Raw genomic sequence first — 25,651 nt, 5'->3', positions numbered from 1 at the left:
CAAGAGAATGTGCTTTCATGCGATTTATTTTGCTAAACGAACAACGTCGCGCGCAATCATGACTTCTTCATCAGTCGGAATGATCATGACTTTTACTGGAGAATGCGGATAGCTGATGAAAGCTTCCTCGCCGCGCACGTTATTAAGCGCAGGATCCCAGTATACGCCCATGAATTCTAAACCGCGCAGAACGCGTTCTCTGACTTCCACACTGTTTTCACCGATACCGGCAGTAAAGATGATCGCATCGACACCGCTCATTCTTGCAGCGTAAGAACCGATGTATTTGTGGATTCTGCTTGCGAATACTTCAAGAGCCGTTTCCGCGCGCTCATTTCCTTCTTTCGTTGCTTCAACGATGTCACGAAGATCGCTTGAGAAACCGGAAATGCCGAGCAGTCCGCTTTTTTTGTTTAATGTATTCAGTACTTCGTCAGCCGTTTGGCCTGTTTTCTCCATGATGTATGGGATCAGGGCAGGGTCGATGTTTCCAGAGCGTGTGCCCATTGCTACACCGGCAAGCGGCGTAAAGCCCATGGATGTGTCAATAGATTTTCCGCCTTCAACAGCGGCAATACTTGCTCCGTTTCCAAGGTGGCAGGAAATCAGGCGCAAGTCTTTTAACGGACGGCCGAGAAGCTCTGCCGCACGCTCAGTTACATATTTATGTGAAGTGCCGTGGAAGCCGTATTTACGGATGCCGAATTTTTCATAGTATTCATACGGCAGGCTGTACAGGTAAGACTGCTCAGGCATTGTTTGGTGGAATGCCGTATCAAATACAGCTACCGCAGGAACATTTGGAAGCACTTCTTTGAACGCTTTAATTCCAACGATATTTGCCGGATTGTGAAGCGGTGCCAATTCAGAAATATCTTCGATTTCCTTAATGGTTTCATCCGTTAATAAAACAGAATCGCTGAATTTTTCTCCGCCGTGAACGACACGATGGCCAATTCCGTCAATTTCATTCAAGTCTTTAATAATGCCGAATTCCGTTAACTTATTCAGCAGCATTTTAACAGCTACCGCATGATCCGGAATATCAGTTACTTCTGTATTTTTTTCGCCGTTCACAGAAATTGTGAATACGCTGTCGGCGATACCGATTCGTTCAACTAAACCCTTCGTTAAAACGGTTTCTGAAGGCATTTCGAAAAGCTGAAATTTCAAAGACGAGCTTCCTGCGTTAATTGCAATAATTTTGGACATGATTGACGCTCCTTTATACTCTGTATCAACAACTTCGTTTTTCGTACTTTTTTCCCGGTGAATATCAACATCTTCTCCGAAAAATATCTGACTTTTCCATTTAAACATTGTCATGACGGCTTTTCAAGTCAACTTGCGTATTGATAACGCTTTCAAAAAGAAGTCGTTATTTTCAGACACATTCCCTATAGGTTTTGTATTGATGAACGCTTACAATTTGCGGTTTTTCCCTCTGTATTTTGTGTTTCAAAGCTGGATTCAATTCGTCAAGTCCGGTCTTCAAAAGCATAAATAAAAGCAGCTTAGGCATCGGCCTCATACGGCTGCCTAAGCTGCTTTTAAAACACTTACTTTTCTTTTTTAAACCATTCATCAAATTGAGCCATCATATCAAGCATCGCCTTTTGATTGGAGAAAGACGGAAGATTCGCAAGCAGAATTTGCCCCGGCGCTTTCGTATACTCTCCTTGTTTCTGAAGCACAAGGATGCTTTTGGCATGAGCTTCGTCTTTAAAAATAGATTTTGGCAGCTGCAACAGTGCGTTGATATGAACCTTATCTTTGAAAAACTGTTTCAGCTTGCCGCTTTGGGAGCTCTCAAACAAATGATTCGGAATCATAAAAAATAAGTAGCCGCCCGGTTTGGTATGCTTGACGCTCTGTTCAATAAACAGATGATGAGCGAAGGAATGGCCTTCGTCAGCTTTGAGCTCAAACGCTTCTGCTCCTTCGTCATTCGGATAATAGCCGACTGGCAGATCACAAATGACCGTGTCAACTGGATCAATAAACAACGGCTCAAGGCTGTCCTGGTGGAAAAGCTCAAGCTCTTTTTTCAGAAGGTTCGCTTGGGCATAGGCGATTTTCAAGAGCACATCATCAATTTCAATGCCAAAGCTGTTTGCCGTTTTTTCAGACAGCTGGTTCAGCACGGTAAACAGAAGGTTCCCAGTTCCCAAGGCTGGATCAAGAATGGTCAGTTCCTTTTTGTCCGCCATAAACTTATTCACCAAATAGCTGATGAAAAGCCCGATCGTATCCGGCGTCATTTGTCTGTTTGGATGAGAGATATCTTTCATTCCTTTAAGGACGGCAAGCTGAAAAGCCTTGCGTACCCACTCATGCTCATACGTGCCGAATTCCGCTTTTTCAAGCAGAGCCTGAAGTTGTTTGGTTTTCTGATCAGCAGGCAGTTTCAGCTGATCCGTTTTTTCAAGAAAATACATTTCTCCTGCTTCGGCCAGCGCCTCTATATATGAAATCTGCAATTCATTCTTTATCATAATCGCGGCTTCGTTTAACAGCTCATACACCGCACCTACATGGTCTTTTTGCATATTGTGTTCCTCCTTGCCATGAAAAAAGCTCCGGCGGCAGCCTGGAGCTTTTTTCCCTGCTTACTTCACTAATGCCTTAGCAGCCTCAATTGGCTTTTCATAGTTCGGGTGGTTTGTTGCTTCGCTTACATATTCAGCGTAAACGACTTTTCCATTCTCATCAAGGACAAATACGGAACGCGCAAGCAGACGAAGTTCTTTAATATACACACCGAACGCTTCGCCAAATGACATATCTCTGTGGTCAGACAGTGTTTCCACTTTGTCAATTCCGTTAGCGCCGCACCAGCGCGCTTGCGCGAATGGAAGGTCTGCACTGATTGTGTAGACGTTGACATCTCCAAGCTTTGCAGCTTCTTCGTTAAAACGGCGTGTTTGTGCATCACAAACACCTGTATCAATTGAAGGGATAACAGAAATAATCGTTACCTTTCCTTTCATGTCAGCTAACGATTTTTCTTCAAGGCTGTTAGTCAGCACTGTGAAATCAGGAGCTTGATCTCCTACCTTCACTTCTTGTCCGACAAGTGTAACCGGACCGCCTTTGAATGTAATTTCAGCCATTATAATTCCTCCCTTTTGTATGTATGTCTCTATCATAGTAAAGTTTCCTGCAAACTGCAAAGTTTATGCCAAAAAAAAGTTAACTGCGGCCAGCGCAGTTAACCTTTTTTAATAATTCATATTGTTCATTTGGTTTTGATTTTGGCCCTGGCCTTGGTTCTTGTTATTTTTCTTGAACATTTGCTGGATGCGTTCGAGTGTTTGAGGGGCTGCGTCTAAAATTTTCTCTATTAAATGGGTATTTTCATCTAAATGAAGCATTCTGATGCCTGTCGATCCGACAATTAAAAACGCGATCGGCGTAATGGACACACCGCCCCCGCTTCCGCCTCCGAAAGGAAGTTTCTGTTCTCTTGTCTCATCGTCTTCCGATTTCTTTTCGGCCGGCTTTCCGCCAAACTCGCTTCCGCCTGCGGCGAATCCAAATCCAACTTTAGAAACAGTTAAAATCACACTTCCATCAGGCGTTTCTACTGGATCTCCGATGATGGTGTTAACATCAATCATTTCCTTCAAGTTTTCCATTGCGGTTTTCATTAAACCTTGGATGGGATGGTCTGCCATATACGCTTCCTCCTTAAACTGATGAATCATTCTTTGAAGTCATTCTAGCCGACGGATTCTTCTTTAATACGGATAGCTCCCGTCCGTATTTGACGAATTTGAAAGCTGCAAGCATAGCATGTCCAAAGCGAAAAAAGAATATACACTGAAAATGGGTCTTGGAAACAGGGACTTGAAACGACGGGATCACCTCATAGACAGGTTTATTCACAAAGTCCAGGTGGTCGTAGAGCATTGCTGCGATACCGCCCTTCACACCCCATACAGCACCTGTTAACACACCTGTCACTGCCGCGTCCTGAATTCCGATTACTGTAACCCATTCTAGTTTTGTGATATGTAAATGCGCGAGAAAAGACGCGCTGATTTTCCGTAGTCTGGTGACCTGATGCAAAAGCATTTCGATTTTATTAATGCTTTGCTGCACATCGTTTTGTGTAATTTTTTTCTTTCCGCTGCTTTTTTTCATTTTGGATTCAGTTTTTTGTTTGATATCCACTGTTCCGTCTTCTTTGTTCACCTTAATCGCCGGGATTGTTTTTTTGATCCTTATAAGGCCAAACAGCGCCGTAATCTTCAAGGTCAATTTGTCATTATCATCGGCATGAAGATACTCCAGCGCGACATGGATTTTCATTCTGAGAAGCAGTACGATCCCTATGAGAATAAGAATGGCTGTCAGTACATACACCATATTCTTCACTTCCTCTAGGAGCATTATCGCCAATTCCTAAAAAAATAAACCCGGACGGAGGTCCGGGTTATCGGTTATTTGCGGTATAATTTTTCATGCACCACGGTGGTATCCGCGATGTAATCATGAATCCCTTGTTTTGTAGGTGAAAAAGCAACAACGATATATAAAATCCAAATCTTATCAATATACCGTCCAACCACTTCACGAAAAATCACTGTACTCCATGTCAGCTTGCTATCTCGCTTCACAGAAACCACTTTGAGGCCGAACACCATTTTACCAAGCGTCTGCCTGAAGTATTTTGTCATTAGTGCGAAATAGGCAAGATACACAATAAGCGTTGTCACACTGTAGGCCGAGAAGGTAAACATGCCGGATGTTTTCGGCAGATCCAATACGGTAAAGAGGGGAGAAACGAGCAAATGGTTTAATCCCCATATCACGAGCCAATCAAGCAGGAAAGCCCAGAAACGAACCCAAAAGCCAGCATAGGCATGTGTCAGCTGCTCCGCTTCTTGCGGGCCTTTGATGTCATTGCGCTCTAACTCTTCATATGTCGCGTCCATTATTGTTCCCTCCTACTTCGCATAGAGATACATCATTCTCGGCGAACCGGATTGCGATAGAATTTCTCTCATATTCAAAAAATCAATTTCACTTTTAAACATTTTGTTCGCGCCCATGGAAAACAGTGAGCCTAATCCGAAGCTTTCCTCATAAGAAATGACAGAGGCGTTTTTCAAATCCTTGTGATCCTTTTTCATGGCCGTAATGGTATCGTCATAAAAACCAAGCTCATCAACGAGGTTCAGTTTTTTCGCCTGCCGTCCGTCATACACGCGGCCGTCCGCAATTTTCTTTACCTCTGCTTTCGACATGCTGCGCCCTTTTGAAATGACATCAACAAAGCCTTCATACGAATTATCAACCATCGATTGCATGATGTTTTTTTCTTCTTTCGTCATCTCACGGGAAGGAGACATAATGTCCTTATGGGCCCCGCTCTTAATCGTTTCAAAAGAAATGCCAAGCTTATCGGCAAGTTTTGAATAATTGACGCTTTCCATAATGACGCCGAGTGACCCGGTCAGGGTTTCCGGTGTCGCAAAAATCTTATCAGCCGCTGCTGAGATGTAATAGCCTCCTGATGCTGCCATCGAACCCATTGACACGTAAATCGGTTTTTTCGTTTCTTTCTTGATTTCTTCCAGTTTCTTATGTATTTCAGCACTTTCATACACTCCGCCACCCGGAGAATTCACCTTCAGAACGATACCTTTGACCGTCTTGTCATCTTTTGCGCGCTCAAGGTTTTTTAAGAACGTTCTGTGGTTATATCCGTCTGCACCAAGCAGACTGCTTGAGTCCCCATTATCCTGAATGGTGCCGCTGACCTCTAATACGGCAATTTTACTTGAGAGACTGCCGTTTTCCAGCGTCTTTTCCTGCGATTCATCCGTCAGTGATGTGAGATCCGTTTGAGCGCCTTTGACGCTTTCAAAGAAACTCATAGAGATGCTGACGATAATAGACACGCCGAAAATCCCCAGAGCAATCACTAATGCAATCCATCTTTTTGCATTCATTTTTTCTCCTCCTTTTTCCTAAACTCTCTCATTATACGATTCAATATGAAAAATGTTTCACTTCATGAGTAAGCTCCGGCTTAACGGGCTGCCGGCAAACGTGGTACACTTATGGCCAAAGGTATTTTATCACAAATACTGGATGGCAGAAAAACTTAAATATGACAGCAAAGGGGAAATGGGATATGACCGATCAACGCCGTAATGTTTATTTTTTTCACAAACAGGATCAGGAAACGAACGAACAAGCCCGCTCGTTAACACAATTGGCGGAAGAGCATGGATTTACCGTTGTGAACCAGCACTCAGACGCTAATATTATCGCTAGCATTGGCGGGGACGGCACATTTTTGCAGGCAGTCAGAAAGACGAATTTTCGTGACGACTGCTTGTACGTCGGCATTACCAAAAAGGGGAAAGCTCATTTATATTGCGACTTTCATAGTGATGAGCGAGAAAAAATGGTCGATGCAATGACGTTTGAACAAATTGAAGTGAGAAAATATCCGCTGATTGAAGTGACAGTGGATAACGCCAGTCCTTTTCATTGCCTAAACGAGGTTTCCATCCGTTCAAGCATCATTAAAACCTTTGTGATGGACGTGCTGATTGACGATCTGCACTTTGAAACGTTTAGAGGTGACGGAATGATCATCTCAACGCCTACAGGCAGCACCGCCTATAACAAGTCTGTTGCAGGAGCGGTTGTTGATCCGCTGCTCCCATGCATGCAGGTATCTGAGCTTGCTTCTCTTAACAATAACACCTACCGGACACTCGGCTCGCCATTTGTCCTCAGCTCTGACCGAAAGCTGACCCTTCGTGTGGTGCAGGACGGCAACGAACACCCAATCATCGGCTTGGACAATGAAGCACTCAGCACGAGAAATGTGAAAACGATCGAAATCAAACTGTCTAATAAGAAAATCAAAACAGTCAAACTAAAGGACAATTCATTTTGGGAAAAAGTGAAGCGTACTTTTTTATAGAAAATAAAAGGACAGGCTGCTGCCTGTCCTTTTATGATTTCTCATATACAATCTGGCCGTTAATCACGGTTTTTTTAATCTCTAAAAGATGAAGCTGTGCGGGGTCAATGGCAAACGGATCACCACTGAGAACTGTAAAATCCGCGTCATAGCCTTCCGCAATTTTTCCGCGTGACTTCTCTTTATAAATGATACCGGCGCTACCTTCTGTATAAAGCTTTATCGCTTCATATACAGGTAAACATTCACTTTCATTATAGCTTGGCCCGTTTTGCTCATGACTGCTTTTCCGGAGGACCGCGGACTGGATCCCTAGAAGCGGATCAACAGGCTCAATCGGGGCGTCTGAACCGCCCGCGCATAAAATGCCTTTAGATATGAGGGTTTTCCAGGCAAATGCAGTCTTCATCCGGTCTTTTCCGAGACGGTCAATGACCCACGGAAAGTCGCTTGCAACGAAGTGCGGCTGAAGGTCAAGTGCGATCGGCATGCGTGCTGCTCTCTCGATTAATTCGTTATCAAGCACTTGGGCATGAATAAGCCGATCATGCCGGCCGTTTTTGGGCGGATGCTTTTCTATTGCGTTCAGCACTTTTTCAAAAGCAAGATCGCCGATTGCATGAACAGCAACCTCCATCCCTTTTTCTCTCGCTTTGCGAATGAGCCGGCCAAGGGTTTCGTCATCGTGAACCTGAACACCATTTGTTGATGGATCATCCTGATATGGTTCTTTCAATAAAGCCGTTCTCCCGCCAAGCGCCCCGTCCGCAAAGATTTTCATAGCACCGAACTCCACATACGGGCCGGACGGCTTATCCAGCTGCTCCCATCGATCGACCGCTTCATGATGAACGAGCAAATGACAGCGAAACGGATACTTTCCGCCAGCAACAGCTTTCTCATAAGCTTTCATCGGCACCGAAACATCACCATAATAGGACAAGTCTTCCGAATGACCGCCCGTCAGGCCTTTTGTCCAGCAATCCTTTATTGCAGCCGTTAATGCCTCATCAACATAGTGTTGAGAGACTGGCGGGACAGCCTTCAGAATCAAATCCTGCGCCTTATCAAACAGGAGTCCGGACGGCTCTCCATTTGCATCTTTTACGATGACTCCGCCGTCAGGGTCAGGAGTATTTCTTGAAATTCCCGCTGCTTGAAGAGCCGCAGAATTGACAGCTATTGCATGCCGGCATATACGCTTGAGCAAGACGGGTCTGTCTGGAAACAGGCGATCAAGATCATGCTTAGTCAAGTAGTCAGGTGTCTCAAACTGATTTTCATTCCAGCCCTCTCCAATGAGCCAATCGTTTTTAGGAAGCTGCCGCTCTCTTTCCTTCGCAGCCTGTAAAATTGCATCTTTCGACGTCAGTGCGGACAGATCGAGCTGAAGCTGTTTCTCACCGTGGCCGATCAAATGTAGGTGGCTGTCAACAAAACCGGGGAACATCACTGCACCGTTCAGGCTGATTTCTTCTGTTTCCGGTGACCCGTACTTTTCCTTCAAACGTTCATAGCTGCCGGTGCCTTTTATAACACCATCCTCAACATAAACTGCCTCAGTCCGATCGCCTTCTTCGAGCATCGTATAAATGAAACCGCCGTGCCATATCGCCTTCATTCACGTTCACTCTCTTTCTTTACGCCTTTTTATTGGCTTTGAGCTGTTCTTCACGTTTTCTTAATTCCACTCGTCTGATTTTTGCAGAAGCCGTTTTCGGCAGGCTTTCCACAAATTCAATTTCTCTAGGATATTTGTATGGAGCGGTAATCGTCTTCACATGGTTTTGCAGCATTTTGACAAGCTCATCACTGCGTTTTTCATGATTTTGCAGGACAACATATGCCTTTACGATGGAGCCTCTGATTTCATCAGGGCTTGCGACAACAGCACATTCTTTTACTTCTGGGTGCTTAACAAGCGCGTCTTCCACCTCGAAAGGCCCGATCGTATAGCCGGAGCTGATAATAATATCGTCATTTCGGCTTTCAAACCAGAAGTAACCTTCCTCATCTTTTCTTGCTCTGTCTCCCGTTAGGAAATAATCGCCGCGAATTTGTGTTTTCATTCTTTCCGGATCTTTAAAATACTCTTTAAAGAGCGCAGGCGTACTGAGGTGAACAGCGATATCGCCAACCTCACCAGGTTTGCAGATTTCACCGTCTTCATTTATGATCTCCACCTGATTTCCCGGTGTCGGTTTTCCCATGCTTCCCGGTTTAATAGGCGTATCTTTCAAAACACCAACCAAAAGCGTGCTTTCTGTTTGGCCATATCCGTCCCGTACCTTAATGCCAAAGTGCTTTTGGAAAACATCAATGACTTCACGGTTGAGCGGCTCACCTGCGGAAACAGCGCTGTGCAGGGCAGAAAGATCAAAACGGTCCAAGCCTTCAACCTTCGCCATTAAGCGGTATTCTGTAGGCGTGCAGCAGAAAACATTGATTTTGTAGCGATTTAAAAGCTCTAGATATTTTTCTGCTTTGAATCTGCCGTGGTACACAAAACCGGTTGCTCCGCTGCCAAGCACCGCTAAAAACGGACTCCATACCCACTTTTGCCAGCCAGGGGCAGCAGTTGCCCAGACGATATCCTTTTCAGAAATATCAAGCCAAGCGCCGGCAGAAGTTTTTAAATGAGCAAATGCCCATCCATGTGTATGTACAACACCTTTCGGCTGACCTGTTGTCCCGGATGTATAAGATAAGAAAGCCATATCATCTCTTGTTGTGTCAGCTGTTTTAAATTGGCTTCCGTCCGCTTCAATTGATAAGAGGTTTTTCCAGTCGGCATCATTTTCACCAATAGACAGTGTAATCAGTTTGTCAGTCGTACTGACATCCCGGAAAGCGCCAATAAATTCTGAGTAGACGATAGCGCCTTTTACCTCTGCATGTTCAATCCGGTATTCAAGATCTTTCGCGCGAAGCATTTCGGAGCACGGAATGACAACCATTCCTGATTTCAGGATAGCCAAATAAACAGCATAGGCTTCAAGCACCCGCGGAACCATTACAATCAGCTTGTCTCCCTTTTTAAATCCAAGATCAGCTAAGGCCGCTCCGATTTTATTTGTTTCTTCCATCAGCTTTTCATACGACCAAGATTCTTGCTTACCCGACTCGTCCTCCCACAGAAGAGCGGTTTTTTGTCCAGCGGCACTGAACTTTTCCATTTCATTCACTAAATTATATTGCATAGGGGCAATTAAATCTTCACGTTTTAACACGAACAACTCCTCACTTTCTCCACCCATTATACATAAATACAGGCTCTTTCCGTAAGGATATGCCTAAAAGCAACCTCTGTAAACATAGATTTTATAGGCCGCTGGTCCTTTTTTATATGTAAAAAATGAAAAGGAGTGGGGATACCCCCACTCCTAAGCCATTATGTGAAATTGTAAATTAGAATTGTCCTCCGCCCATGTTTTGTTGAGCAAAAGATACAAGACGTTTTGTGATCTCTCCTCCAACAGAACCGTTAGCGCGAGAAGTTGTGTCTGCTCCAAGGTTTACACCGAATTCAGAAGCGATTTCTAATTTCATTTGGTCGATCGCTTGAGCAGCTCCTGGTACTAAAAGGTTGTTGCTGTTACCTGAGTTATTGTTAGCCATGTGTCTCACCTCCTTGTGAGTATAGAATGTGTCAAAACACATGGCTTCATTCAGAAAAACTTTGGTAATTGTATACAGGAGCTGAAAATTAATTTAAAAGAGTTCAGCGAATTTATCGTTAGCTTCTTGTTCGCTATACAGGGTCATTGTCTCAATGTTATCTACCGCTTCTTGAATATACGGCTCGAAATCAACAAAGCTTTCAAAGTGTTCAATTTTCTCTTTTTTAGGGCGTGTTTTCGGGCTTGGCGGTGTAAAGATCGTGCAGCAGTCTTCAAACGGCTGAATGCTTGTCTCATATGTGCCAATTTCCCGTGATTTTTCGATGATTTCTGTTTTGTCCATGGCGATTAGCGGACGCAAAATCGGTGTTGACGTCACCGCATTAATTGCATACATGCTTTCAAGCGTTTGGCTCGCTACCTGACCGAGGCTTTCTCCCGTAATAACGGCAAGCCCGTTTCTCTTTTCTCTGATTCTGTCGGCGATCTGAAGCATGAGGCGGCGGGTTGCCGTCATTGTGTAATTTTCAGGAATTTGTTTTTGAATGAGCTCTTGCGTTTTTGTAAATGGAACAATATGAAGTGTCATGCTTCCCCCAAAACGGGACAGACATTTCGCCAGATCCATTACCTTTTGCTTTGCGCGCTCGCTTGTGTATGGCGGGCTGAAGAAATGAACAGCTTCTACCGACAAGCCCCGTTTCATCGCATAAAAACCGGCAACAGGGCTGTCAAAACCGCCAGAAAGCATCAGCATCGCTTTTCCTGCTGAACCAACTGGCAACCCGCCTGCACCTTTTTCATCACGAATTGTCAAAAATGTTGCTTCTTCCCTGATTTCGATTCTGAGCGGGATGTCTGGGTTGCGAACATCGACCGTCAATCCTTCTGTATTTCGCAAAATATGGCCGCCGATTTCAGCGTTCATTTGGTTTGTATCTAATTCAAATTGCTTATACGCTCTCTTTGTCGCGACTTTAAACGTATCACCTGGTTTATACTGATCTTTGATAGCCTTTAGTGCGGTTGCCTTAATATCATCAAGGCGGCTGTCACACTTAATTGCCAGGCTGAAGCTTTGAATCCCAAACACTTGCTTTAAATGAGGAAAAAGAGCCTCAGGATCCTCTCCATTTAATGTAATCGTCATACGATCCCTGTTGGAAAAGTATTTTAAATTCGGATAGTCTTTCAAAACGAGTCTGATGTTTTGTTTTAAGCGCTCAATAAAGCTTTTTCTGTTTTTGCCTTTGGTCGAAATTTCCCCAAAACGAATTAATATATGATCGTAATTCATGTTCTACCTCATCATTTCCCTTAATTTTTTGATACCAGGACGAAGCGCGTTCATAAACGGTTCTGCCACATCGCTTGTCTGGCTGTAATTTAAACTGATTCTGATGCTGCTTCCGGCAATCTGCTCTCCTTTGCCCATCTCTAAGAGAACCTTGCTGGGCTTATGTTCTTTTGCCGAGCAAGCCGATGTTGTGGAGACGAATATATCCTGTTCCTCAAGCATGTGTAAAAGCACTTCCGCTTTAATCCCCGGTACAGAGAAATTAATAATGTGCGGCGCGCTATTCATTTGAGGCGTGTTGATAACGACGCCCTCAATTTCACTCAGCCTTTTCATAAACAATTCCTTTGCGGCAGTCATCGTGTCAAGCCGTGTGTCAAAATCAGCAGAGGCAAGATTAATGGCCTTGGCAAGCGAAACCGCACCAGCAGTATGTTCTGTTCCGGCCCGTATGCCTTTTTGCTGAGAGCCTCCCGTTATGAGCGGAATAAGGCGTGTTCCCTCTTTTACAATAAGTGCGCCTGTCCCCTTTAGGCCGTGAAATTTATGCCCCGAAATTGAACATAGATCAATGCCGGCCTTTTCAATTGCCAAGGGCACTTTATAGATGCCCTGCACATAATCGACGTGGAACAAAATGTTCGGGTGCTTCTTCAGCACTTCCCCTGCCGCTTCAATCGGCTGCACGGAACCGACTTCATTGTTCACATGCATCATGCTGACAAGCACGGTATCGGGACGGATGGCTGCTTTTAGATCTTCAATAGAAACAAATCCGTCTTCATTCACAGAAAGATAAGTGATATCAAACCCGAACAACTCTTTCAGCTGTTCTAACGATTCCGTAACGGATGGATGTTCAATAGAAGTGGCAATGATATGTTTGCCTGTTTTTATCTTTGACAAAGCCGCTCCTTTTAAAGCCGCATTATTGGCTTCTGTGGCGCCTGATGTAAATACAATATCATATTTTTTTAGGCCTAAGGACCTTTTGATTTGATTTTTGGCTGCTTGAAGCAGCTGTTCCGTTTCGGCTCCATATCGGTGCAAAGATGAAGGATTGCCAAAGTATCGGCTGCTTGTCTGTTCATATACGTTCAAGACTTCATCGTAAGGCTTCGTCGTTGAACTATTATCTAAATATATCATCTTTTTTACTCCTTTATGAAAGCGGTACAAGGTATGATATTTATGTTACCATAACAAAATTTAATAGAAAATTACGAAAAACTAGTATTGACTTCTAATTTTTTTACCATATAATAAGATTTGTTCGTTTCGTCATATTATCTGACAATTAATTGACAGAATATTTTAACATAATTATTAGGAGGATTTTTTTCATGAAACACTCACTGCCTGTCAAAGATACCATTATTATTGGTTTCATGCTATTTGCGTTATTCTTTGGAGCAGGAAATATGATCTATCCGCCGGAACTTGGACAAGCAGCCGGACACAACGTCTGGAAGGCCATCGGCGGATTTTTACTGACAGGGGTAGGCCTGCCGCTTCTCGGCATTATCGCCATCGCATTAACCGGTAAGGACGCTAAAGGCCTTGCTGACAAAGCGCACCCTGTTTTCGGCACAATCTTTACTGTCGTGCTTTATTTATCAATCGGACCATTATTCGCCATCCCGAGAACAGGAACTGTTTCATATGAAATTGGCGCTGTTCCGTTTTTGACTGGCGTACCAGAAAGACTTTCTTTATTAATATTTACACTTATCTTTTTCGGCGTTACGTACTATTTAGCGTTAAACCCATCCAAGGTTGTCGATCGAGTCGGAAAAATTCTGACTCCCATCAAATTCACGATTATTTTAATCATTGTTCTCAAAGCCATCTTCACGCCGATGGGCGGATTGGGCGCCGTGACAGAAGCATATAAAGGAACACCGGTTTTTAAAGGATTTTTAGAAGGCTATAAAACAATGGACGCACTTGCTTCAATTGTATTTGGCGTTGTCGTTGTAAATGCTGTAAAAAGCAAAGGCGTTACACAGTCTAAAGCTCTTGCTGCAGCCTGCATTAAAGCAGGTGTGATTGCAGCTTTAGGCCTGACTTTCATTTATGTATCCCTTGCTTATTTAGGTGCAACAAGCACAAATGCCATCGGTCCTGTTGGTGAAGGAGCTAAAATTTTATCTGCGTCTTCCCATTATTTATTCGGGTCATTGGGCAACATCGTACTCGGAGCAGCGATTACAGTCGCATGTTTAACAACAAGCATCGGCCTTGTCACATCTTGCGGCCAATATTTTTCAAAACTTATTCCGGCATTATCATATAAAATTGTCGTTACGATTGTCACGTTATTCAGCTTGATCATTGCGAATTTCGGACTCGCGCAAATTATCGCGTTTTCTGTTCCTATTTTATCAGCTATCTATCCGCTTGCCATTGTCATTATCGTTCTTTCCTTCATCGATAAGATCTTTAAAGAAAGACGCGAAGTGTACATCGCTTGCTTGATCGGTACAGGACTTTTCAGTATTTTAGACGGTATCAAAGCAGCCGGTTTTTCACTTGGATCTTTAGATGTGTTTCTAAATGCGAATCTTCCTCTTTACAGCCTCGGCATCGGCTGGGTGCTTCCAGGAATCGTCGGAGCGGTTATCGGCTATGTGCTGACCTTATTCATCGGACCATCCAAACAGCTTAATGAAATAAGTTAATGTCACAGAACGCCTGCGTTATTGCGCAGGCGTTTTGCAATGAAAAAAAGAGCCTGCTCATTACACTGCGGGCTCTTTTTCATAGTCGTGATTATCTAAGCGGATATGTCTGCTTTGATTTTTTCAACTGCACCTGGCGCAGCCTTTTCTACAGCGGCAGCTGCAATTTCATAAGAGTCGTCATAATCAAAAGCATAAAAACGTCTTTCCGCTTCTTTCAGCTGTTCAGATAAAATATGATTCTGGCTTCTGAACCGGTTTCCGAACTGAATGATTTTTTCAATGAGGATGACCTGCTCGACAAGTTCCTCTGATTCCCGGCTTGCCCTGTTGACGATTTCTTCTGCTTGCTTCAAATGGGCTCCGGCTTCTTCCATATTTAATGGAAGTTCGTTTAGTTGATTGACTGTTTCTTGAATATGATGATGCGCGTTCTCCAGCATCTCTTGAATATGGCTCGGAATCCCTGGAATGTTGCTAGTCTTCAGCAGTCTAGCTGTCTCAGAAATTGTTTTTTTCAAATTGCTGAGCGTCTCCCTCGCCTGAAGCTCTTCTTTTCTCAGCGCTTGCAGATTTTCACGATACTCGGCATGCTCTTTTTTCACTTCTTCAATTTGCTTCTCTATTGAAGCAACTTCTTCTACTAAAAGTGAGTAAGCGACATGCTCTGCATCAAGCTTATCTTTAACGGATGATAGCAGCTTTCCAATTTCATCAAGGCGCTTTTCAAAAGCCTGCTGTTTGCCGAGCTCACCGGCTGTCAGCCTGTAGCTTTCCTTCACCAGCTCAGTTTCCGCCTTCGTATGCTCTTTCTCTTCTTTAAGCTTGTCGTAAGCAATAATCAATTCAGGCATTTTGCTTAGTACGGATTGACCGGCTTCAACTTCGCCCTCCAGCTGCTGATAAACAGATTGAATATTTTCGTCAATGAGCTGCAGGATTGCGGACGCTTCATCAATATCCAGCTCAGTCATCAGGACATGTTCCGCTCGTTTCAGCTGGTTTGACAGATTTTCTAATTCCTTATCAAGCTGGATATGCTCAAGCTTGTACCCTTTTTCTTTCATTTCGCCATAGCCATCCTTGAGCTTTGCAATCTGTCCGGGCACCGTCTGTTTACAGTCAGCTAACAGCTTCGGCACATCATCTATGTATGACTGAAGCCGTTCAAGATTGCGGTCCTGCTCAAGCAGTACTTTTCGTGCAGTAATATAGTTTCCGCCTTCTGTTTCTTCTTCAAATTGTTTGATGCCGCTCCAAATTTCGTCCAGATCCTTTTCAAGGCTGTCATAAAGCTCCCCGTAAAGGTGGCTGTAAGCCAGCAGGTTTTTTCGAGATTTCGAATAGCGCTCCCTCACCTGTTCAATCTCTTCACGGCTCTTTTCCTCACTTGTGACAAGATCGCTGATTTCCCGAAGAATCTTTTCAATGCTTGATTCAGCCGCTGTCAGCAGGTCGTCGATATGAACGAGCACTTGATTGGCCTTTTTAAACCGGTATTTGTCTGCATTTTCCTCGGCATCATAAAGGAGCTCTTCAACTTTCGGCATGTGGGCTGTGACAATCTCATCCCATTCTTCACGCCACTTCTCAAAGAACTCTTCTGTCTGACCCGTCATTTTTAAATGTTTTATTTTAGACATTTCTTCCACGATCGACCGATTCAGAATTTCAATCTTCCACGATTCCAGCCGGTCGATTTCGGCGTAGATTTTTTTCCTGAAAAAGTAGCCTGCCGCAAACAGCGCAAGCAGTACAATTAATAATCCAATGACAAACTCCATAATGAGCCCCCTTGCTGTTTACCTTAATCTGTCAGGGTGTTTTATTTATTCAGAAAGATTTCAGGATATGTATTGAGAAAAACTGTCGTTTTCATTGTTATTATGATACCATGTAACAAACATTTTTTGACCAGAAATCAAAAACTTTTTGTGCAAAATCGGCAGGATTTGACTATTTTTTCATGGGGTGACATCAATGCAAAAGCGAGACGGACATATTCACACACCATTTTGCCCTCACGGCTCCAATGACACACTCAGACAATATGCAGAAGAAGCCTTAAAAAAAGGGTTCGAATCGATTACTTTTACCGAACACGCCCCATTGCCGCCCTCTTTTACCGATCCCACGCCGCTGAAAGACAGCGCGATGGCGCAAGCTTCTTTGGAACGCTATATTCATGAAATTTCCGGATTAAAAAAAGAATATCGCGGACAGCTTAGCATACGGACAGGGCTTGAAGTCGATTATATCGCTGAATTTGAAGACGAAATTACATTATTCCTAGACACATACGGGCCATATTTAGATGACAGCATCTTATCCGTTCATTTTTTGCGCACAGACTCTTCCTATCTATGCCTTGATTATGACGAGCATACCTTCAAAGAGCTGATTTCAGCCTGCGGAAGCATTGAAGCGGTATATGAACAATATTACCGGAGTATCTATTCTTCCATTGTAGCATCTCTCGGCGTTTATAAGCCAAAAAGAGTCGGTCACATCACACTCGTCCAAAAATTCATCAAGCTGTTTCCATACAGCATGTCAGAACATATTCGCGGCCTCGTTTCCCTGTGCCTGAATGCCATTGAAGAAAACGGAATGGAGCTCGACTTCAATACTTCCGGCTTAAGAAAAACTTACGCTGGCGGTATTTATATCGAGGATTGGATGCTGAATGAAGCGAAGCAAAAGAAGATCCCGCTTGTGTTTGGGTCAGATGCCCATCAAGCGGGAGATGTCGGATATGCGTATGAGGCGTTTTTGGAACGGTGCTAGTTGGTGAGCGCCACGTCTCCTGTCCGGAAGACGCTTCTGATCCAAATCTTGATTTCTTCAAAATACATTTTATAAAAATACGGCTCGTGCGGCTGCATGTAGAGTACTTCTGAAATATATTGAGGCTGGAGATAGGGCATCATCAAGAGAGATTTTAATTGGAGAATAAAATGAGGCAGCGGCAGCGTTAAATATTCACGCTGTTTTTCTCCTTCCTCAATGATCAGCTGGAAGATATACTTTTCCTTCATTAGATATGTCGACATAATTTCCCTGATTAATGTGGAGTCAATTGTGACTTCCCGGTAGACAAAACGAGTTAATTGACGATGATTATGCTGATAGGATAAAATATCGAAAACCAATTGAAGAAGCTGTTCCTGCGTGCTTTGAGAAGAGATATTGCTTGCCGCTGTTTCAAGCGTTTTGCTGTAGCCCTCGTAAAACTCTGAAACTAAGTTTTCCATCAAGCCTCCTTTGCCTTTAAAATAGTAGGAGATGTGCGCAACATTTACATCAGCTGACTTTGCGATTTCACGGACAGACGTGCCAGAAAATCCTTTTTGGTTAAAAAGCATGACAGCAGATTCAATAATTTTGTCTTTGGTGCTTACTTTCATACGGCTCACTCCTTCCTCTTGATACTATTCAAGCAGAAAGCCGCTGTTCCTGTAAGAACTTATCGACAAATGCCGGCAGAAAAGCCGGAACTTTGTTTTATATTATAGAAAAAGTGAGGGTTTTCCATGTTCCATGTCGAAAAACAATCTGGAGATAAAGAAAAAGACTATCAGCTTCTGCTAAAACAGCTCGAAGCCATGACCGAAGACGAAACAGACCAAATAGCTAACTATGCAAATGCCTCAGCACTGCTGTATCATTCGCTGCCTGAAGTCAACTGGGCGGGTTTCTATTTTGCCAAAGAAGAGGATGGACAGCTTGTGTTAGGTCCGTTCCAAGGCCTCCCGGCATGTGTTCGGATTCCTTTCGGCAGAGGGGTTTGCGGCACAGCGTACGCAAACGGAAAAGTGGAACGTGTTGAGGATGTAAACGCGTTTCCTGGACATATCGCCTGCGATGCAGCGTCCCAATCAGAAATTGTGCTTCCGATTCGTGTAGACGGAAAAATTGTCGGCGTCTTGGACATCGACAGCCCAGTGAAAAACCGTTTCGACGAAATTGATGAAAAATACTTAACTCAATTTGCCGAAACGCTAGAAAAAGCGTTAGCGCAGTAATATAAAAGCCCAAAACTGATATCGTTTTGGGCTTTTTTTATTTTATTGAGTCATGAATCATCAAGCGGTTTTTCCCGCTCCGTTTCGCGCTGTAGAGCGCTTCATCTGCCTCATGCACAAGCTCTTTCAGCGACTTTTTTGTTTCTGTCGTCCAGCAGGAGATACCGCAGGAAATGGTTACCTCGGGTTTCGTATTTTTTCTGACTGCGTAAACCAGTCGCTCGGTAATCCGTTTCCCCACTGCAACCGGCACATTTGGCAAATAAATCGCCAGTTCCTCGCCTCCCCAGCGGGCACCGACATCATGCTTTCGGATGTTGCTTTTAATCACTGAAGCGACTTGAATTAAAATCTCGTCCCCAGTCTGATGGCCGTACGTATCATTTACATTTTTAAAATTATCAATATCAACAAGAATAAAAACACCCTTTTGGTGGATTTTCATGCTGTATTGGATTTTTTCATCTAAATACGCTCGTGAAAACAGTTCAGTCAGCTGATCTGTTTTCACGAGATGCTCAAGGCGGTCGCGAAGCATTGAATTGGTTACAGCCAGTGTCGCGTGATGAATCAGCGCCTGAAACAGCTTGTACATTTCAAATGTAAAAGCGTACAGCTCCTGTTTCAATAAAACCGCAAAGCCTAAAAGCCGGTCGTTTTGAATCATCGGAGCAGCCATCAGCGAGCCGTACCCCGCCTTCCCAAAAACAGACTGGCCATTCCCGATGAAAACCCCTTTTTCACCTTCATACAGCTTTTCTTTCAGCTCATTATAAAAATCTGACTGCTTCGCTTCTTTAAAAAATGCTGTGCTGCCTGGGAGCAATGTTAGGTTTTCAAAATGGTCTATATGAAAAAATCCCACTTCTTCTGCCTGAAACGATTCTGCCATTCTCACAGCCAGATCATTCATTGTATCAGTCAATGTCAGCCGCTGATTCAGGCGTCGTGATGTTTCATTAATCAATTCCAAATTTGCGATGCTTGCTTTGGATTGTTCGTAGAGCTGGGCATTTTCAAACGCTTTTCCCGCGGCGTTTGCTAACATCGACATTTCATCAAGGCAGGCATCAGCAAGAAAGCTGTCACCCGTTCCTTCAGCCTTCAACACCCCGTATGTGCCCTGCTGTCCTTTGATCGGAATATAGGCGGCAGATTCATTTTTCCGCAAAATGTCTCCGGACAAATACACTTTGAGCGCAAAGGAATCGGATTTTTCCCCTTCCATATACAGCTCTTTTGCAGGAATCCCTAAACATTGGTCTTGATCGTGCGATATAAATAAAGAAAACTCAAAAAGAGAAAATGTGCTGGTCAAGCTTTCTAAAAGCTGCTTCAGCACATCTGTCTGATCAAGCAGTGAATGGAACAGCTCCGTCATTTTGTATATCTTTTTTTGGTAGATCGTTTTATTATAGAGTCTTTCCTGTTTCATCGACTGGTTTAAAAACGAAGCAACCACGTCCGGAAGCCCTTCAGGAATCTCTTCATCCTGCCTGCACGCAAGATGGAAACACCTGCCGGAGCCGTCCTCAATCAGGTAACATGAAGCGTTTATTTTTGAAGCGGAAAAACGCGCTTCTCCATCTGCCTGTTTTGTCACAAAGTCTGATGATGACGGTGTAAGCGAAACACAAAGGGTTGAAAAATAGGTTTGAATAGCCGAAGTCAGCCATATGAAAGAGTCGGTGAATGTGACTTTTTCAGATTTGGTTAATAAAAAATCAAGCATATGATAATGAAAGGCGGATAATTGATCTTTAGTTTGTTCTACCATGTTTTTATCACCTAAAAGTTTACCACTAATTTTTGTTTATTATATCATAAACGGTGAAGCAATAATGGAGAAATGGTTGACTTCAAAACAAATAAATTATATAATGACCTTTGTGTGAAATATTGCAGCCTTTTTGTTCAGCTTCTATGTTTTCATTTTGTTCCTTATCAATAAGGTGTATCGTGTAACTCTCTGCTGCTGGAGCGAGGATACATGAAAACAAAATGTGCATGGTCGAATAGAGCAGACGGTTTTTATTTTCCACAAAAATAAAACCAAAGGAGGAGTCACATTATGGCTCGCTATACAGGTCCATCTTGGAAACTGTCCCGCCGTCTAGGAATCTCTCTTAGCGGTACAGGAAAAGAATTAGAAAAACGCCCTTACGCTCCAGGTCCACACGGCCCAGGACAACGTAAAAAATTATCAGAATACGGTTTGCAATTGCAAGAAAAGCAAAAGCTTCGTCACATGTACGGTGTAAACGAACGTCAATTCCGCACTTTGTTTGACAAAGCTGGCAAACTAGCTGGTAAACACGGTGAAAACTTCATGATTCTTTTAGATTCTCGTCTTGATAACGTTGTGTACAAGCTAGGTTTAGCACGTACTCGCCGTCAAGCTCGCCAATTGGTTAACCACGGTCACATTCTTGTAGACGGAAGCCGCGTTGACATCCCGTCTTACCTAGTGAAACCTGGTCAAACAATCGGTGTTCGCGAAAAATCAAGAAACCTTTCTATCATCAAAGAATCTGTTGAAGTGAACAACTTCGTTCCTGAATACCTTACTTTCGACGCTGAAAAGCTTGAAGGTACTTTCACTCGTCTTCCTGAGCGTTCTGAACTTGCTCCGGAAATTAACGAAGCGCTTATCGTTGAGTTCTACTCTCGTTAATCGTTTTAAAAACCCCTGCCGCTATGCGGTCGGGGTTTTTTTATCGTCTGTTTCGTCATTCGCCTCTTGCTGGCCAACACTATCTTGCGCCTGCCGCTCCCAATAATCCCGCTGTATCCGTTCTTTTGCAATCGTGCACATGAGATTCACGCTTTAGCGCTCCTTTCTTTTAAAAGGTGATGTGGTTGATCGTGTTTGCCCTATCTAATATACTCTTTTCCTTTCATTCCTATGCGGTAAACAAAAAGATCCTTTGCCTTCAGTGGCAAAGGATCTTTTTCTTATTTATACGTCACAAGGAAGTATTTTTTCTTCCCGCGGCGCAGAACAGTAAATTGATTTTCGATGCGGTCTTCAGCCGATAGGGTATAATTTATTTCTGTTTGGCGTTCGCCGTTAATGTAAACAGCTCCGTTTTGGATGTCTTCACGCGCTTGGCGTTTAGAAGGAGATAATTTAGATTGCACCAACACATCTACAAGTGAAAGCTCTTGGGTGCTGTCAACTTCCATAGAAGGAACATCTTTAAAGCCTACTTTTACGTCTTGAGCAGAAAGCTCTTTAATATTGCCGCTGAACAGCGCTTGGGAGATGTTGATGGCTTGCTCCAGCGCCTCGCGTCCGTGAACAAGTGATGTCACTTCTTCTGCCAGGCGTTTTTGCGCTTCACGTTTTTCTGGCGCCGTTTCTGTTTTTTCAGCGTATGCTTCAATTTCCTCTTTTGAAAGGAACGTAAAGTATTTCAAGTATTTGACAACGTCACGGTCGTCTGTGTTGATCCAGAATTGATAGAATTCATATGGCGATGTTTTTTCTTTATCAAGCCAGATCGCGCCGCCTTCCGTTTTTCCGAACTTCGTGCCGTCTGCTTTTGTGACAAGCGGAATCGTTAGGCCGAACGCTTTTGCTCCTTCTTCTTCTGATTTTCTGATCAGTTCAAGACCCGCTGTGATATTGCCCCACTGATCGCTTCCGCCGATTTGCAGTTTACAGTTTTTGTCTCTGTAAAGATTTAAGAAATCATAAGATTGAAGAATCATGTAGCTGAATTCAGTGTACGAGATGCCTGATTCAATTCTTGAGCTGACCGTATCTTTTGCCAGCATGTAATTGATGCCGAAATTTTTACCAACGTCACGAAGGAAATCGATCACATTCATTTTGCCGATCCAGTCAAAGTTGTTCGCGATGACAGCTGGGTTTTCTGCTGCTTCAAAATCTAGAAATCTGGACAGCTGGTTTTTGATTTTTTGGGACCATTCGGATACGATGTCAGCAGTGTTTAATGTACGCTCTGCTTTTTTTCCGCTTGGATCACCGATGAGGCCCGTCGCGCCGCCCACAAGCGCAATCGGATGATGCCCCGCAAGCTGAAAACGGCGAAGTGTTAAAATAGGCAGCAGGTGTCCGATATGCAAGCTGTCTGCTGTCGGGTCAAAGCCTGAGTACAAGCGGATTTTTTCTTCATTCAGCTGTTTATTTAACCCTTCTTCATCTGTCATTTGCTGAATCAATCCGCGGAAGGATAAGTCTTCAAGTAAGTTTGTCATAAGATAAAGCTCCTTTTTTGATTAAAATAAAAAACGCCCCTTCGTTTACACGAAGGGACGATTGATTATCGCGGTACCACCCTACTAATAAGAGAATGCAAACATTCGTCTTATCACTTTGCCTGATAACGGATCAGGTCCGTTCTTTCACTACTGAAAGCCTGGCCGGCTTTGTTTGCAAAAGCGGTTCATGAGTGTATTCGATATATCCGTCTGTGCTGATTTTCACCGGCCATCAGCTCTCTGGAACGTAAGGATATTCTACTTGTCTCAATCTTTACCTTTTCATATGAAGCTATATCATTTTTAACATAAATAAAATCCTGTGTCAACGCCGCCTTTTAATCCTCCATTGTTGACAGATCTCCAGCAGGAAGATTAAGCTCCCATGCCTTCAGCACGCGCCTCATGATCTTTCCGCTTCGGGTTTTCGGAAGCTTATCTTTAAATTCGATCTCACGCGGAGCCGCATGGGCTGCAAGACCCTGCTTTACGAATAGGCGGATCTCTTCTTTCAGTTTATCAGAAGGCTCAAATCCTTCCCTGAGTGCAATAAAGGCTTTAATGATTTCTCCACGCACCGGGTCAGGTTTTCCGATTACGCCTGCTTCTGCAATAGCCGGATGTTCGACCAGCTTGCTTTCCACTTCAAATGGGCCGACGCGCTCACCGGAGGTCATGATGACGTCATCAACTCTGCCTTGGAACCAAAAGTATCCCTCTTCATCCATGTAAGCAGAATCCCCAGACACATACCAGCCGCCCGGCATGAAATACGATTCATACTTTTCAGGGTTATTCCAAATGGTATGCATCATGGAAGGCCAGCCCTTTTTGATGGCGAGATTGCCCATTCGGTACGGCGGAAGCTCGTTGCCTTGATTGTCAACGATCGCTGCCTCCACTCCTGGAATCGGCTTACCCATTGAACCCGGTTTAATATCCATGCAAGGATAGTTGCAGATAAGCTGACTGCCCGTTTCTGTCATCCACCATGTATCATGAATTCGTTTGTTAAAAACTTTATGTCCCCATCTGATGACTTCCGGATTTAGCGGCTCACCGACACTGAGCACATGCCGGAGTGAAGTTAGATCATATTTCGCAGCCATTTCATCTCCCGCTCCCATCAGCATCCGAAAAGCGGTCGGCGCGCTGTACCAGACATTGACGCCAAGCTGTTCAATCGTACCATACCAGCTTTCCGGGCTGAAACGTCCGCCGACGATGACATTTGTCGCTCCGTTCAGCCACGGTGCAAAAATGCCGTATACCGTACCTGTCACCCAGCCTGGATCAGCCGTGCACCAATAAATGTCTTCTTCCTTTAAATCAAGGACCCACTTTCCTGTTTGATATTGCTGAATCATCGCTTCATGGACATGCAGCACGCCCTTTGGCGTACCAGTGGAACCTGATGTATAGTGAAGCAGAAAGCCGTCTTTTTTATCCATCCATTCGATATCCAGTCTTGTGCTTTCCTGTTTCGCTGCTTCATCATAATTGATGATATTCGTGCCGCTCTCAGCCTCTCCCCCGACTACGAAGACATGCTGCAAGTGAGGCAGTTTGTCTACCGGTATTCTCTCCAGCAGCTCAGGTGTTGTGACAACAACCTTTGCCTCACTGTTTTCAAGCCGATCTTTCACCGCTCCCTCCATAAATGCTTCGAACAGCGGCCCGGCGATGGCGCCAATTTTGATTGCGCCAAGCATAATAAAATAAAGCTCGGGTGATCTCGGCATAAAAATAAAAACGCGGTCCCCTTTTTCCACATTTCCATACCGTCTCAGCACATTCCCGGCTCTGTTTGATTCTTCCTTCATTTCTTTAAATGTGTATTTTTCATCCCTTTTTGCGTCTTTATAATAAAGCGCTACTTTGTTTTTTCGAAACGATTCGGCATGGCGGTCAATCGCTTCATACGCCGCATTCAGTTTCCCTGTCTCATGCCAAGAGAAATGTTTCTCTGCCTCGGCCCAATCAAAATGCCGGTACGTTTCTTCATAGTTTTTTAAGTTATGATCCCCCTCTATTGCTGGTAACGCTTTCAAATTCATGCCCAAACATCCCCCTTTGCTGAAGTTGTCACAATTATTATAGTATATATTCATATTCTTCTCAATTTTTAAAATATAAACCATATTGAAAACGCTTTATAATTTGGTATTCTTAAAGAAGGCATGTATTTTTGATAAGAATTGATGGGACGGTGAATTAGTGGAACATCATAAAACATACCATTCAGCAAACATCAAAACAGCAACCGGCTCTTTACTGATAGAAGGGCCTGTCTCTCCAGAGGATTTGGCAGGTTATGAGTTTCATAAAGATTTAACCGCATTTCGCCCGCCTCGCGAGCAGCATGAAGCGCTAGTCGACATTGCAGGCCTTCCCGAAGGGCGCATTATTATTGCCAGAGATGGCCGAACCATTATCGGCTATGTCACGTATTTATATCCTGACCCGCTCGAAAGATGGTCTGAAGGAAATATGGAGGATTTGATTGAGCTCGGAGCCATCGAAGTAGCGCCGGACTATCGGGGATGCGCTGTCGGAAAGACGCTCCTGACCGTCAGCATGATGGATGAACAAATGGAAAACTACATTGTGATGACGACAGAATATTACTGGCATTGGGATTTAAAAGGGATGAAAAAAGATGTGTGGGAATACAGAAAGATCATGGAAAAGATGATGAATGCAGGCGGATTGGTCTGGTTTGCAACGGATGAGCCGGAGATCAGCTCCCACCCTGCAAACTGTCTGATGGCCCGCATTGGGAAAAACGTCAGCCAAGAATCAATTGAGCAATTTGACAGGCTCCGTTTTTATCATCGTTATATGTATTAACT

The 25,651-nt window shown here is 43.8% G+C and carries 25 protein-coding genes and 1 other annotated feature; of the genes, 6 read left to right on the top strand and 19 right to left on the bottom strand.

The window, feature by feature from the left end:
* Window positions 1-24: 24 nt before the first annotated feature.
* The 8 genes from PUN35_RS21890 to sppA all read right to left on the bottom strand — a co-directional run bounded on the left by PUN35_RS21890 (window position 25) and on the right by sppA (window position 5,960).
* On the bottom strand, window positions 25-1,212 hold the full coding sequence (locus tag PUN35_RS21890; protein ID WP_003223511.1) for an acetate kinase: 1,188 nt from the start codon (window positions 1,210-1,212) through the stop codon (window positions 25-27).
* A 172-nt stretch (window positions 1,213-1,384) separates the two neighbouring features.
* Window positions 1,385-1,588: a hypothetical protein gene (locus PUN35_RS21885; RefSeq protein ID WP_121509427.1), complete on the bottom strand. Its 204-nt coding sequence runs from the start codon at window positions 1,586-1,588 to the stop codon at window positions 1,385-1,387.
* Window positions 1,560-2,549, bottom strand: coding sequence for a class I SAM-dependent methyltransferase (locus PUN35_RS21880; protein WP_014480552.1), 990 nt, complete (start codon window positions 2,547-2,549; stop codon window positions 1,560-1,562). The genes PUN35_RS21885 and PUN35_RS21880 overlap by 29 nt, the downstream gene beginning before the upstream one ends.
* 60 nt (window positions 2,550-2,609) lie before the next feature.
* A complete protein-coding gene (tpx, locus tag PUN35_RS21875) occupies window positions 2,610-3,113 on the bottom strand; it encodes a thiol peroxidase (protein WP_003223506.1) in 504 nt (167 codons plus the stop codon).
* A 108-nt stretch (window positions 3,114-3,221) separates the two neighbouring features.
* Window positions 3,222-3,677, bottom strand: a complete 456-nt coding sequence (gene ytfJ / locus PUN35_RS21870; RefSeq protein ID WP_003223504.1) for a GerW family sporulation protein — start codon at window positions 3,675-3,677, stop codon at window positions 3,222-3,224.
* Window positions 3,678-3,690: 13 nt separating this feature from the next.
* On the bottom strand, window positions 3,691-4,371 hold the full coding sequence (locus PUN35_RS21865; RefSeq protein ID WP_004399127.1) for a DUF2953 domain-containing protein: 681 nt from the start codon (window positions 4,369-4,371) through the stop codon (window positions 3,691-3,693).
* Between the two features lie 74 nt (window positions 4,372-4,445).
* Window positions 4,446-4,940, bottom strand: coding sequence for an RDD family protein (locus tag PUN35_RS21860; protein ID WP_014480553.1), 495 nt, complete (start codon window positions 4,938-4,940; stop codon window positions 4,446-4,448).
* A gap of 12 nt (window positions 4,941-4,952) precedes the next feature.
* Window positions 4,953-5,960, bottom strand: coding sequence for a signal peptide peptidase SppA (gene sppA / locus PUN35_RS21855; RefSeq protein WP_014480554.1), 1,008 nt, complete (start codon window positions 5,958-5,960; stop codon window positions 4,953-4,955).
* Window positions 5,961-6,145: 185 nt separating this feature from the next.
* Between sppA and PUN35_RS21850 the strand changes: the two genes are divergently transcribed.
* The gene (locus PUN35_RS21850; RefSeq protein WP_014480556.1) at window positions 6,146-6,949 is read left to right on the top strand and encodes an NAD kinase; all 804 of its coding nucleotides are present in this window, start codon (window positions 6,146-6,148) and stop codon (window positions 6,947-6,949) included.
* 31 nt (window positions 6,950-6,980) lie between these two features.
* On the opposite strand, the gene PUN35_RS21845 is transcribed toward PUN35_RS21850, so the two are convergent.
* The 5 genes from PUN35_RS21845 to PUN35_RS21825 form a co-directional block, all read right to left on the bottom strand.
* Window positions 6,981-8,570, bottom strand: a complete 1,590-nt coding sequence (locus PUN35_RS21845) for an amidohydrolase (RefSeq protein ID WP_014480557.1) — start codon at window positions 8,568-8,570, stop codon at window positions 6,981-6,983.
* Between the two features lie 19 nt (window positions 8,571-8,589).
* Window positions 8,590-10,179: an acyl-CoA synthetase MbcS gene (gene mbcS / locus PUN35_RS21840; RefSeq protein ID WP_014480558.1), complete on the bottom strand. Its 1,590-nt coding sequence runs from the start codon at window positions 10,177-10,179 to the stop codon at window positions 8,590-8,592.
* A gap of 178 nt (window positions 10,180-10,357) precedes the next feature.
* On the bottom strand, window positions 10,358-10,567 hold the full coding sequence (gene sspA / locus PUN35_RS21835; protein WP_003223491.1) for an alpha type acid-soluble spore protein SspA: 210 nt from the start codon (window positions 10,565-10,567) through the stop codon (window positions 10,358-10,360).
* Window positions 10,568-10,660: 93 nt separating this feature from the next.
* Window positions 10,661-11,866: a tRNA uracil 4-sulfurtransferase ThiI gene (thiI, locus tag PUN35_RS21830; RefSeq protein WP_014480559.1), complete on the bottom strand. Its 1,206-nt coding sequence runs from the start codon at window positions 11,864-11,866 to the stop codon at window positions 10,661-10,663.
* Window positions 11,867-11,869: 3 nt separating this feature from the next.
* Window positions 11,870-13,015, bottom strand: coding sequence for a cysteine desulfurase family protein (locus tag PUN35_RS21825; RefSeq protein ID WP_014480560.1), 1,146 nt, complete (start codon window positions 13,013-13,015; stop codon window positions 11,870-11,872).
* Window positions 13,016-13,209: 194 nt separating this feature from the next.
* Between PUN35_RS21825 and brnQ the strand changes: the two genes are divergently transcribed.
* On the top strand, window positions 13,210-14,547 hold the full coding sequence (gene brnQ, locus PUN35_RS21820; protein WP_003229322.1) for a branched-chain amino acid transport system II carrier protein: 1,338 nt from the start codon (window positions 13,210-13,212) through the stop codon (window positions 14,545-14,547).
* Between the two features lie 95 nt (window positions 14,548-14,642).
* Here brnQ and ezrA read toward each other — a convergent pair whose 3' ends face one another.
* Window positions 14,643-16,331 (bottom strand): septation ring formation regulator EzrA, encoded by a 1,689-nt coding sequence (ezrA, locus tag PUN35_RS21815; protein ID WP_014480561.1) that lies wholly within the window; start codon window positions 16,329-16,331, stop codon window positions 14,643-14,645.
* Between the two features lie 196 nt (window positions 16,332-16,527).
* Here ezrA and hisJ point away from each other — a divergent pair, with 196 nt between their 5' ends.
* Window positions 16,528-17,334, top strand: coding sequence for a histidinol-phosphatase HisJ (gene hisJ, locus PUN35_RS21810; protein WP_003229318.1), 807 nt, complete (start codon window positions 16,528-16,530; stop codon window positions 17,332-17,334).
* On the opposite strand, the gene refZ is transcribed toward hisJ, so the two are convergent.
* Window positions 17,331-17,954: a transcriptional regulator RefZ gene (refZ, locus tag PUN35_RS21805; protein ID WP_014480562.1), complete on the bottom strand. Its 624-nt coding sequence runs from the start codon at window positions 17,952-17,954 to the stop codon at window positions 17,331-17,333. The genes hisJ and refZ overlap by 4 nt on opposite strands.
* Before the next feature lie 126 nt (window positions 17,955-18,080).
* Between refZ and PUN35_RS21800 the strand changes: the two genes are divergently transcribed.
* Window positions 18,081-18,572, top strand: a complete 492-nt coding sequence (locus PUN35_RS21800; protein ID WP_014477664.1) for a GAF domain-containing protein — start codon at window positions 18,081-18,083, stop codon at window positions 18,570-18,572.
* 37 nt (window positions 18,573-18,609) lie between these two features.
* Here PUN35_RS21800 and PUN35_RS21795 read toward each other — a convergent pair whose 3' ends face one another.
* Complete coding sequence (locus PUN35_RS21795; protein WP_014480563.1) at window positions 18,610-20,349, bottom strand: diguanylate cyclase domain-containing protein; 1,740 nt, start codon at window positions 20,347-20,349, stop codon at window positions 18,610-18,612.
* Window positions 20,350-20,643: 294 nt separating this feature from the next.
* Here PUN35_RS21795 and rpsD point away from each other — a divergent pair, with 294 nt between their 5' ends.
* Window positions 20,644-21,246, top strand: a complete 603-nt coding sequence (gene rpsD / locus PUN35_RS21790; protein ID WP_003229304.1) for a 30S ribosomal protein S4 — start codon at window positions 20,644-20,646, stop codon at window positions 21,244-21,246.
* A 21-nt stretch (window positions 21,247-21,267) separates the two neighbouring features.
* On the opposite strand, the gene sr7p is transcribed toward rpsD, so the two are convergent.
* From sr7p to acsA, 3 genes are all read right to left on the bottom strand, one after another.
* The gene (gene sr7p, locus PUN35_RS21785; RefSeq protein ID WP_014480565.1) at window positions 21,268-21,396 is read right to left on the bottom strand and encodes a small protein SR7P; all 129 of its coding nucleotides are present in this window, start codon (window positions 21,394-21,396) and stop codon (window positions 21,268-21,270) included.
* Window positions 21,397-21,527: 131 nt separating this feature from the next.
* The gene (gene tyrS, locus PUN35_RS21780; RefSeq protein WP_014480566.1) at window positions 21,528-22,796 is read right to left on the bottom strand and encodes a tyrosine--tRNA ligase; all 1,269 of its coding nucleotides are present in this window, start codon (window positions 22,794-22,796) and stop codon (window positions 21,528-21,530) included.
* 50 nt (window positions 22,797-22,846) lie between these two features.
* Window positions 22,847-23,083, bottom strand: a binding site (T-box leader).
* Between the two features lie 54 nt (window positions 23,084-23,137).
* On the bottom strand, window positions 23,138-24,856 hold the full coding sequence (acsA, locus tag PUN35_RS21775; protein ID WP_004399030.1) for an acetate--CoA ligase: 1,719 nt from the start codon (window positions 24,854-24,856) through the stop codon (window positions 23,138-23,140).
* 160 nt (window positions 24,857-25,016) lie between these two features.
* Between acsA and acuA the strand changes: the two genes are divergently transcribed.
* Window positions 25,017-25,649 carry an acetoin utilization protein acetyltransferase AcuA gene (gene acuA / locus PUN35_RS21770; RefSeq protein ID WP_014480567.1) on the top strand — a complete coding sequence of 211 codons (633 nt, stop codon included), beginning with the start codon at window positions 25,017-25,019 and terminating at the stop codon, window positions 25,647-25,649.
* Window positions 25,650-25,651 lie beyond the last annotated feature (2 nt).

This window comes from Bacillus sp. N3378-2at (assembly GCF_033412715.1).
Taxonomy (GTDB): Bacteria; Bacillota; Bacilli; order Bacillales; family Bacillaceae; genus Bacillus; species Bacillus subtilis.
This window is presented reverse-complemented; position numbering and strand designations above follow the sequence as displayed.

Bases quoted from the DNA above. Each gene is read 5' to 3' on its own strand.
- rpsD (WP_003229304.1), top strand. From the start codon at position 20,644: ATGGCTCGCTATACAGGTCCATCTTGGAAACTGTCCCGCCGTCTAGGA.
- PUN35_RS21865 (WP_004399127.1), bottom strand. From the start codon at position 4,371: ATGGTGTATGTACTGACAGCCATTCTTATTCTCATAGGGATCGTACTG.
- sppA (WP_014480554.1), bottom strand. From the start codon at position 5,960: ATGAATGCAAAAAGATGGATTGCATTAGTGATTGCTCTGGGGATTTTC.
- sspA (WP_003223491.1), bottom strand. From the start codon at position 10,567: ATGGCTAACAATAACTCAGGTAACAGCAACAACCTTTTAGTACCAGGA.
- ezrA (WP_014480561.1), bottom strand. From the start codon at position 16,331: ATGGAGTTTGTCATTGGATTATTAATTGTACTGCTTGCGCTGTTTGCG.
- ytfJ (WP_003223504.1), bottom strand. From the start codon at position 3,677: ATGGCAGACCATCCCATCCAAGGTTTAATGAAAACCGCAATGGAAAAC.
- refZ (WP_014480562.1), bottom strand. From the start codon at position 17,954: ATGAAAGTAAGCACCAAAGACAAAATTATTGAATCTGCTGTCATGCTT.
- brnQ (WP_003229322.1), top strand. From the start codon at position 13,210: ATGAAACACTCACTGCCTGTCAAAGATACCATTATTATTGGTTTCATG.
- PUN35_RS21800 (WP_014477664.1), top strand. From the start codon at position 18,081: ATGTTCCATGTCGAAAAACAATCTGGAGATAAAGAAAAAGACTATCAG.
- PUN35_RS21880 (WP_014480552.1), bottom strand. From the start codon at position 2,549: ATGCAAAAAGACCATGTAGGTGCGGTGTATGAGCTGTTAAACGAAGCC.
- tpx (WP_003223506.1), bottom strand. From the start codon at position 3,113: ATGGCTGAAATTACATTCAAAGGCGGTCCGGTTACACTTGTCGGACAA.
- PUN35_RS21860 (WP_014480553.1), bottom strand. From the start codon at position 4,940: ATGGACGCGACATATGAAGAGTTAGAGCGCAATGACATCAAAGGCCCG.
- PUN35_RS21845 (WP_014480557.1), bottom strand. From the start codon at position 8,570: ATGAAGGCGATATGGCACGGCGGTTTCATTTATACGATGCTCGAAGAA.
- acsA (WP_004399030.1), bottom strand. From the start codon at position 24,856: ATGAATTTGAAAGCGTTACCAGCAATAGAGGGGGATCATAACTTAAAA.
- PUN35_RS21795 (WP_014480563.1), bottom strand. From the start codon at position 20,349: ATGGTAGAACAAACTAAAGATCAATTATCCGCCTTTCATTATCATATG.
- PUN35_RS21825 (WP_014480560.1), bottom strand. From the start codon at position 13,015: ATGATATATTTAGATAATAGTTCAACGACGAAGCCTTACGATGAAGTC.
- hisJ (WP_003229318.1), top strand. From the start codon at position 16,528: ATGCAAAAGCGAGACGGACATATTCACACACCATTTTGCCCTCACGGC.
- tyrS (WP_014480566.1), bottom strand. From the start codon at position 22,796: ATGACAAACTTACTTGAAGACTTATCCTTCCGCGGATTGATTCAGCAA.
- PUN35_RS21850 (WP_014480556.1), top strand. From the start codon at position 6,146: ATGACCGATCAACGCCGTAATGTTTATTTTTTTCACAAACAGGATCAG.
- PUN35_RS21890 (WP_003223511.1), bottom strand. From the start codon at position 1,212: ATGTCCAAAATTATTGCAATTAACGCAGGAAGCTCGTCTTTGAAATTT.
- thiI (WP_014480559.1), bottom strand. From the start codon at position 11,866: ATGAATTACGATCATATATTAATTCGTTTTGGGGAAATTTCGACCAAA.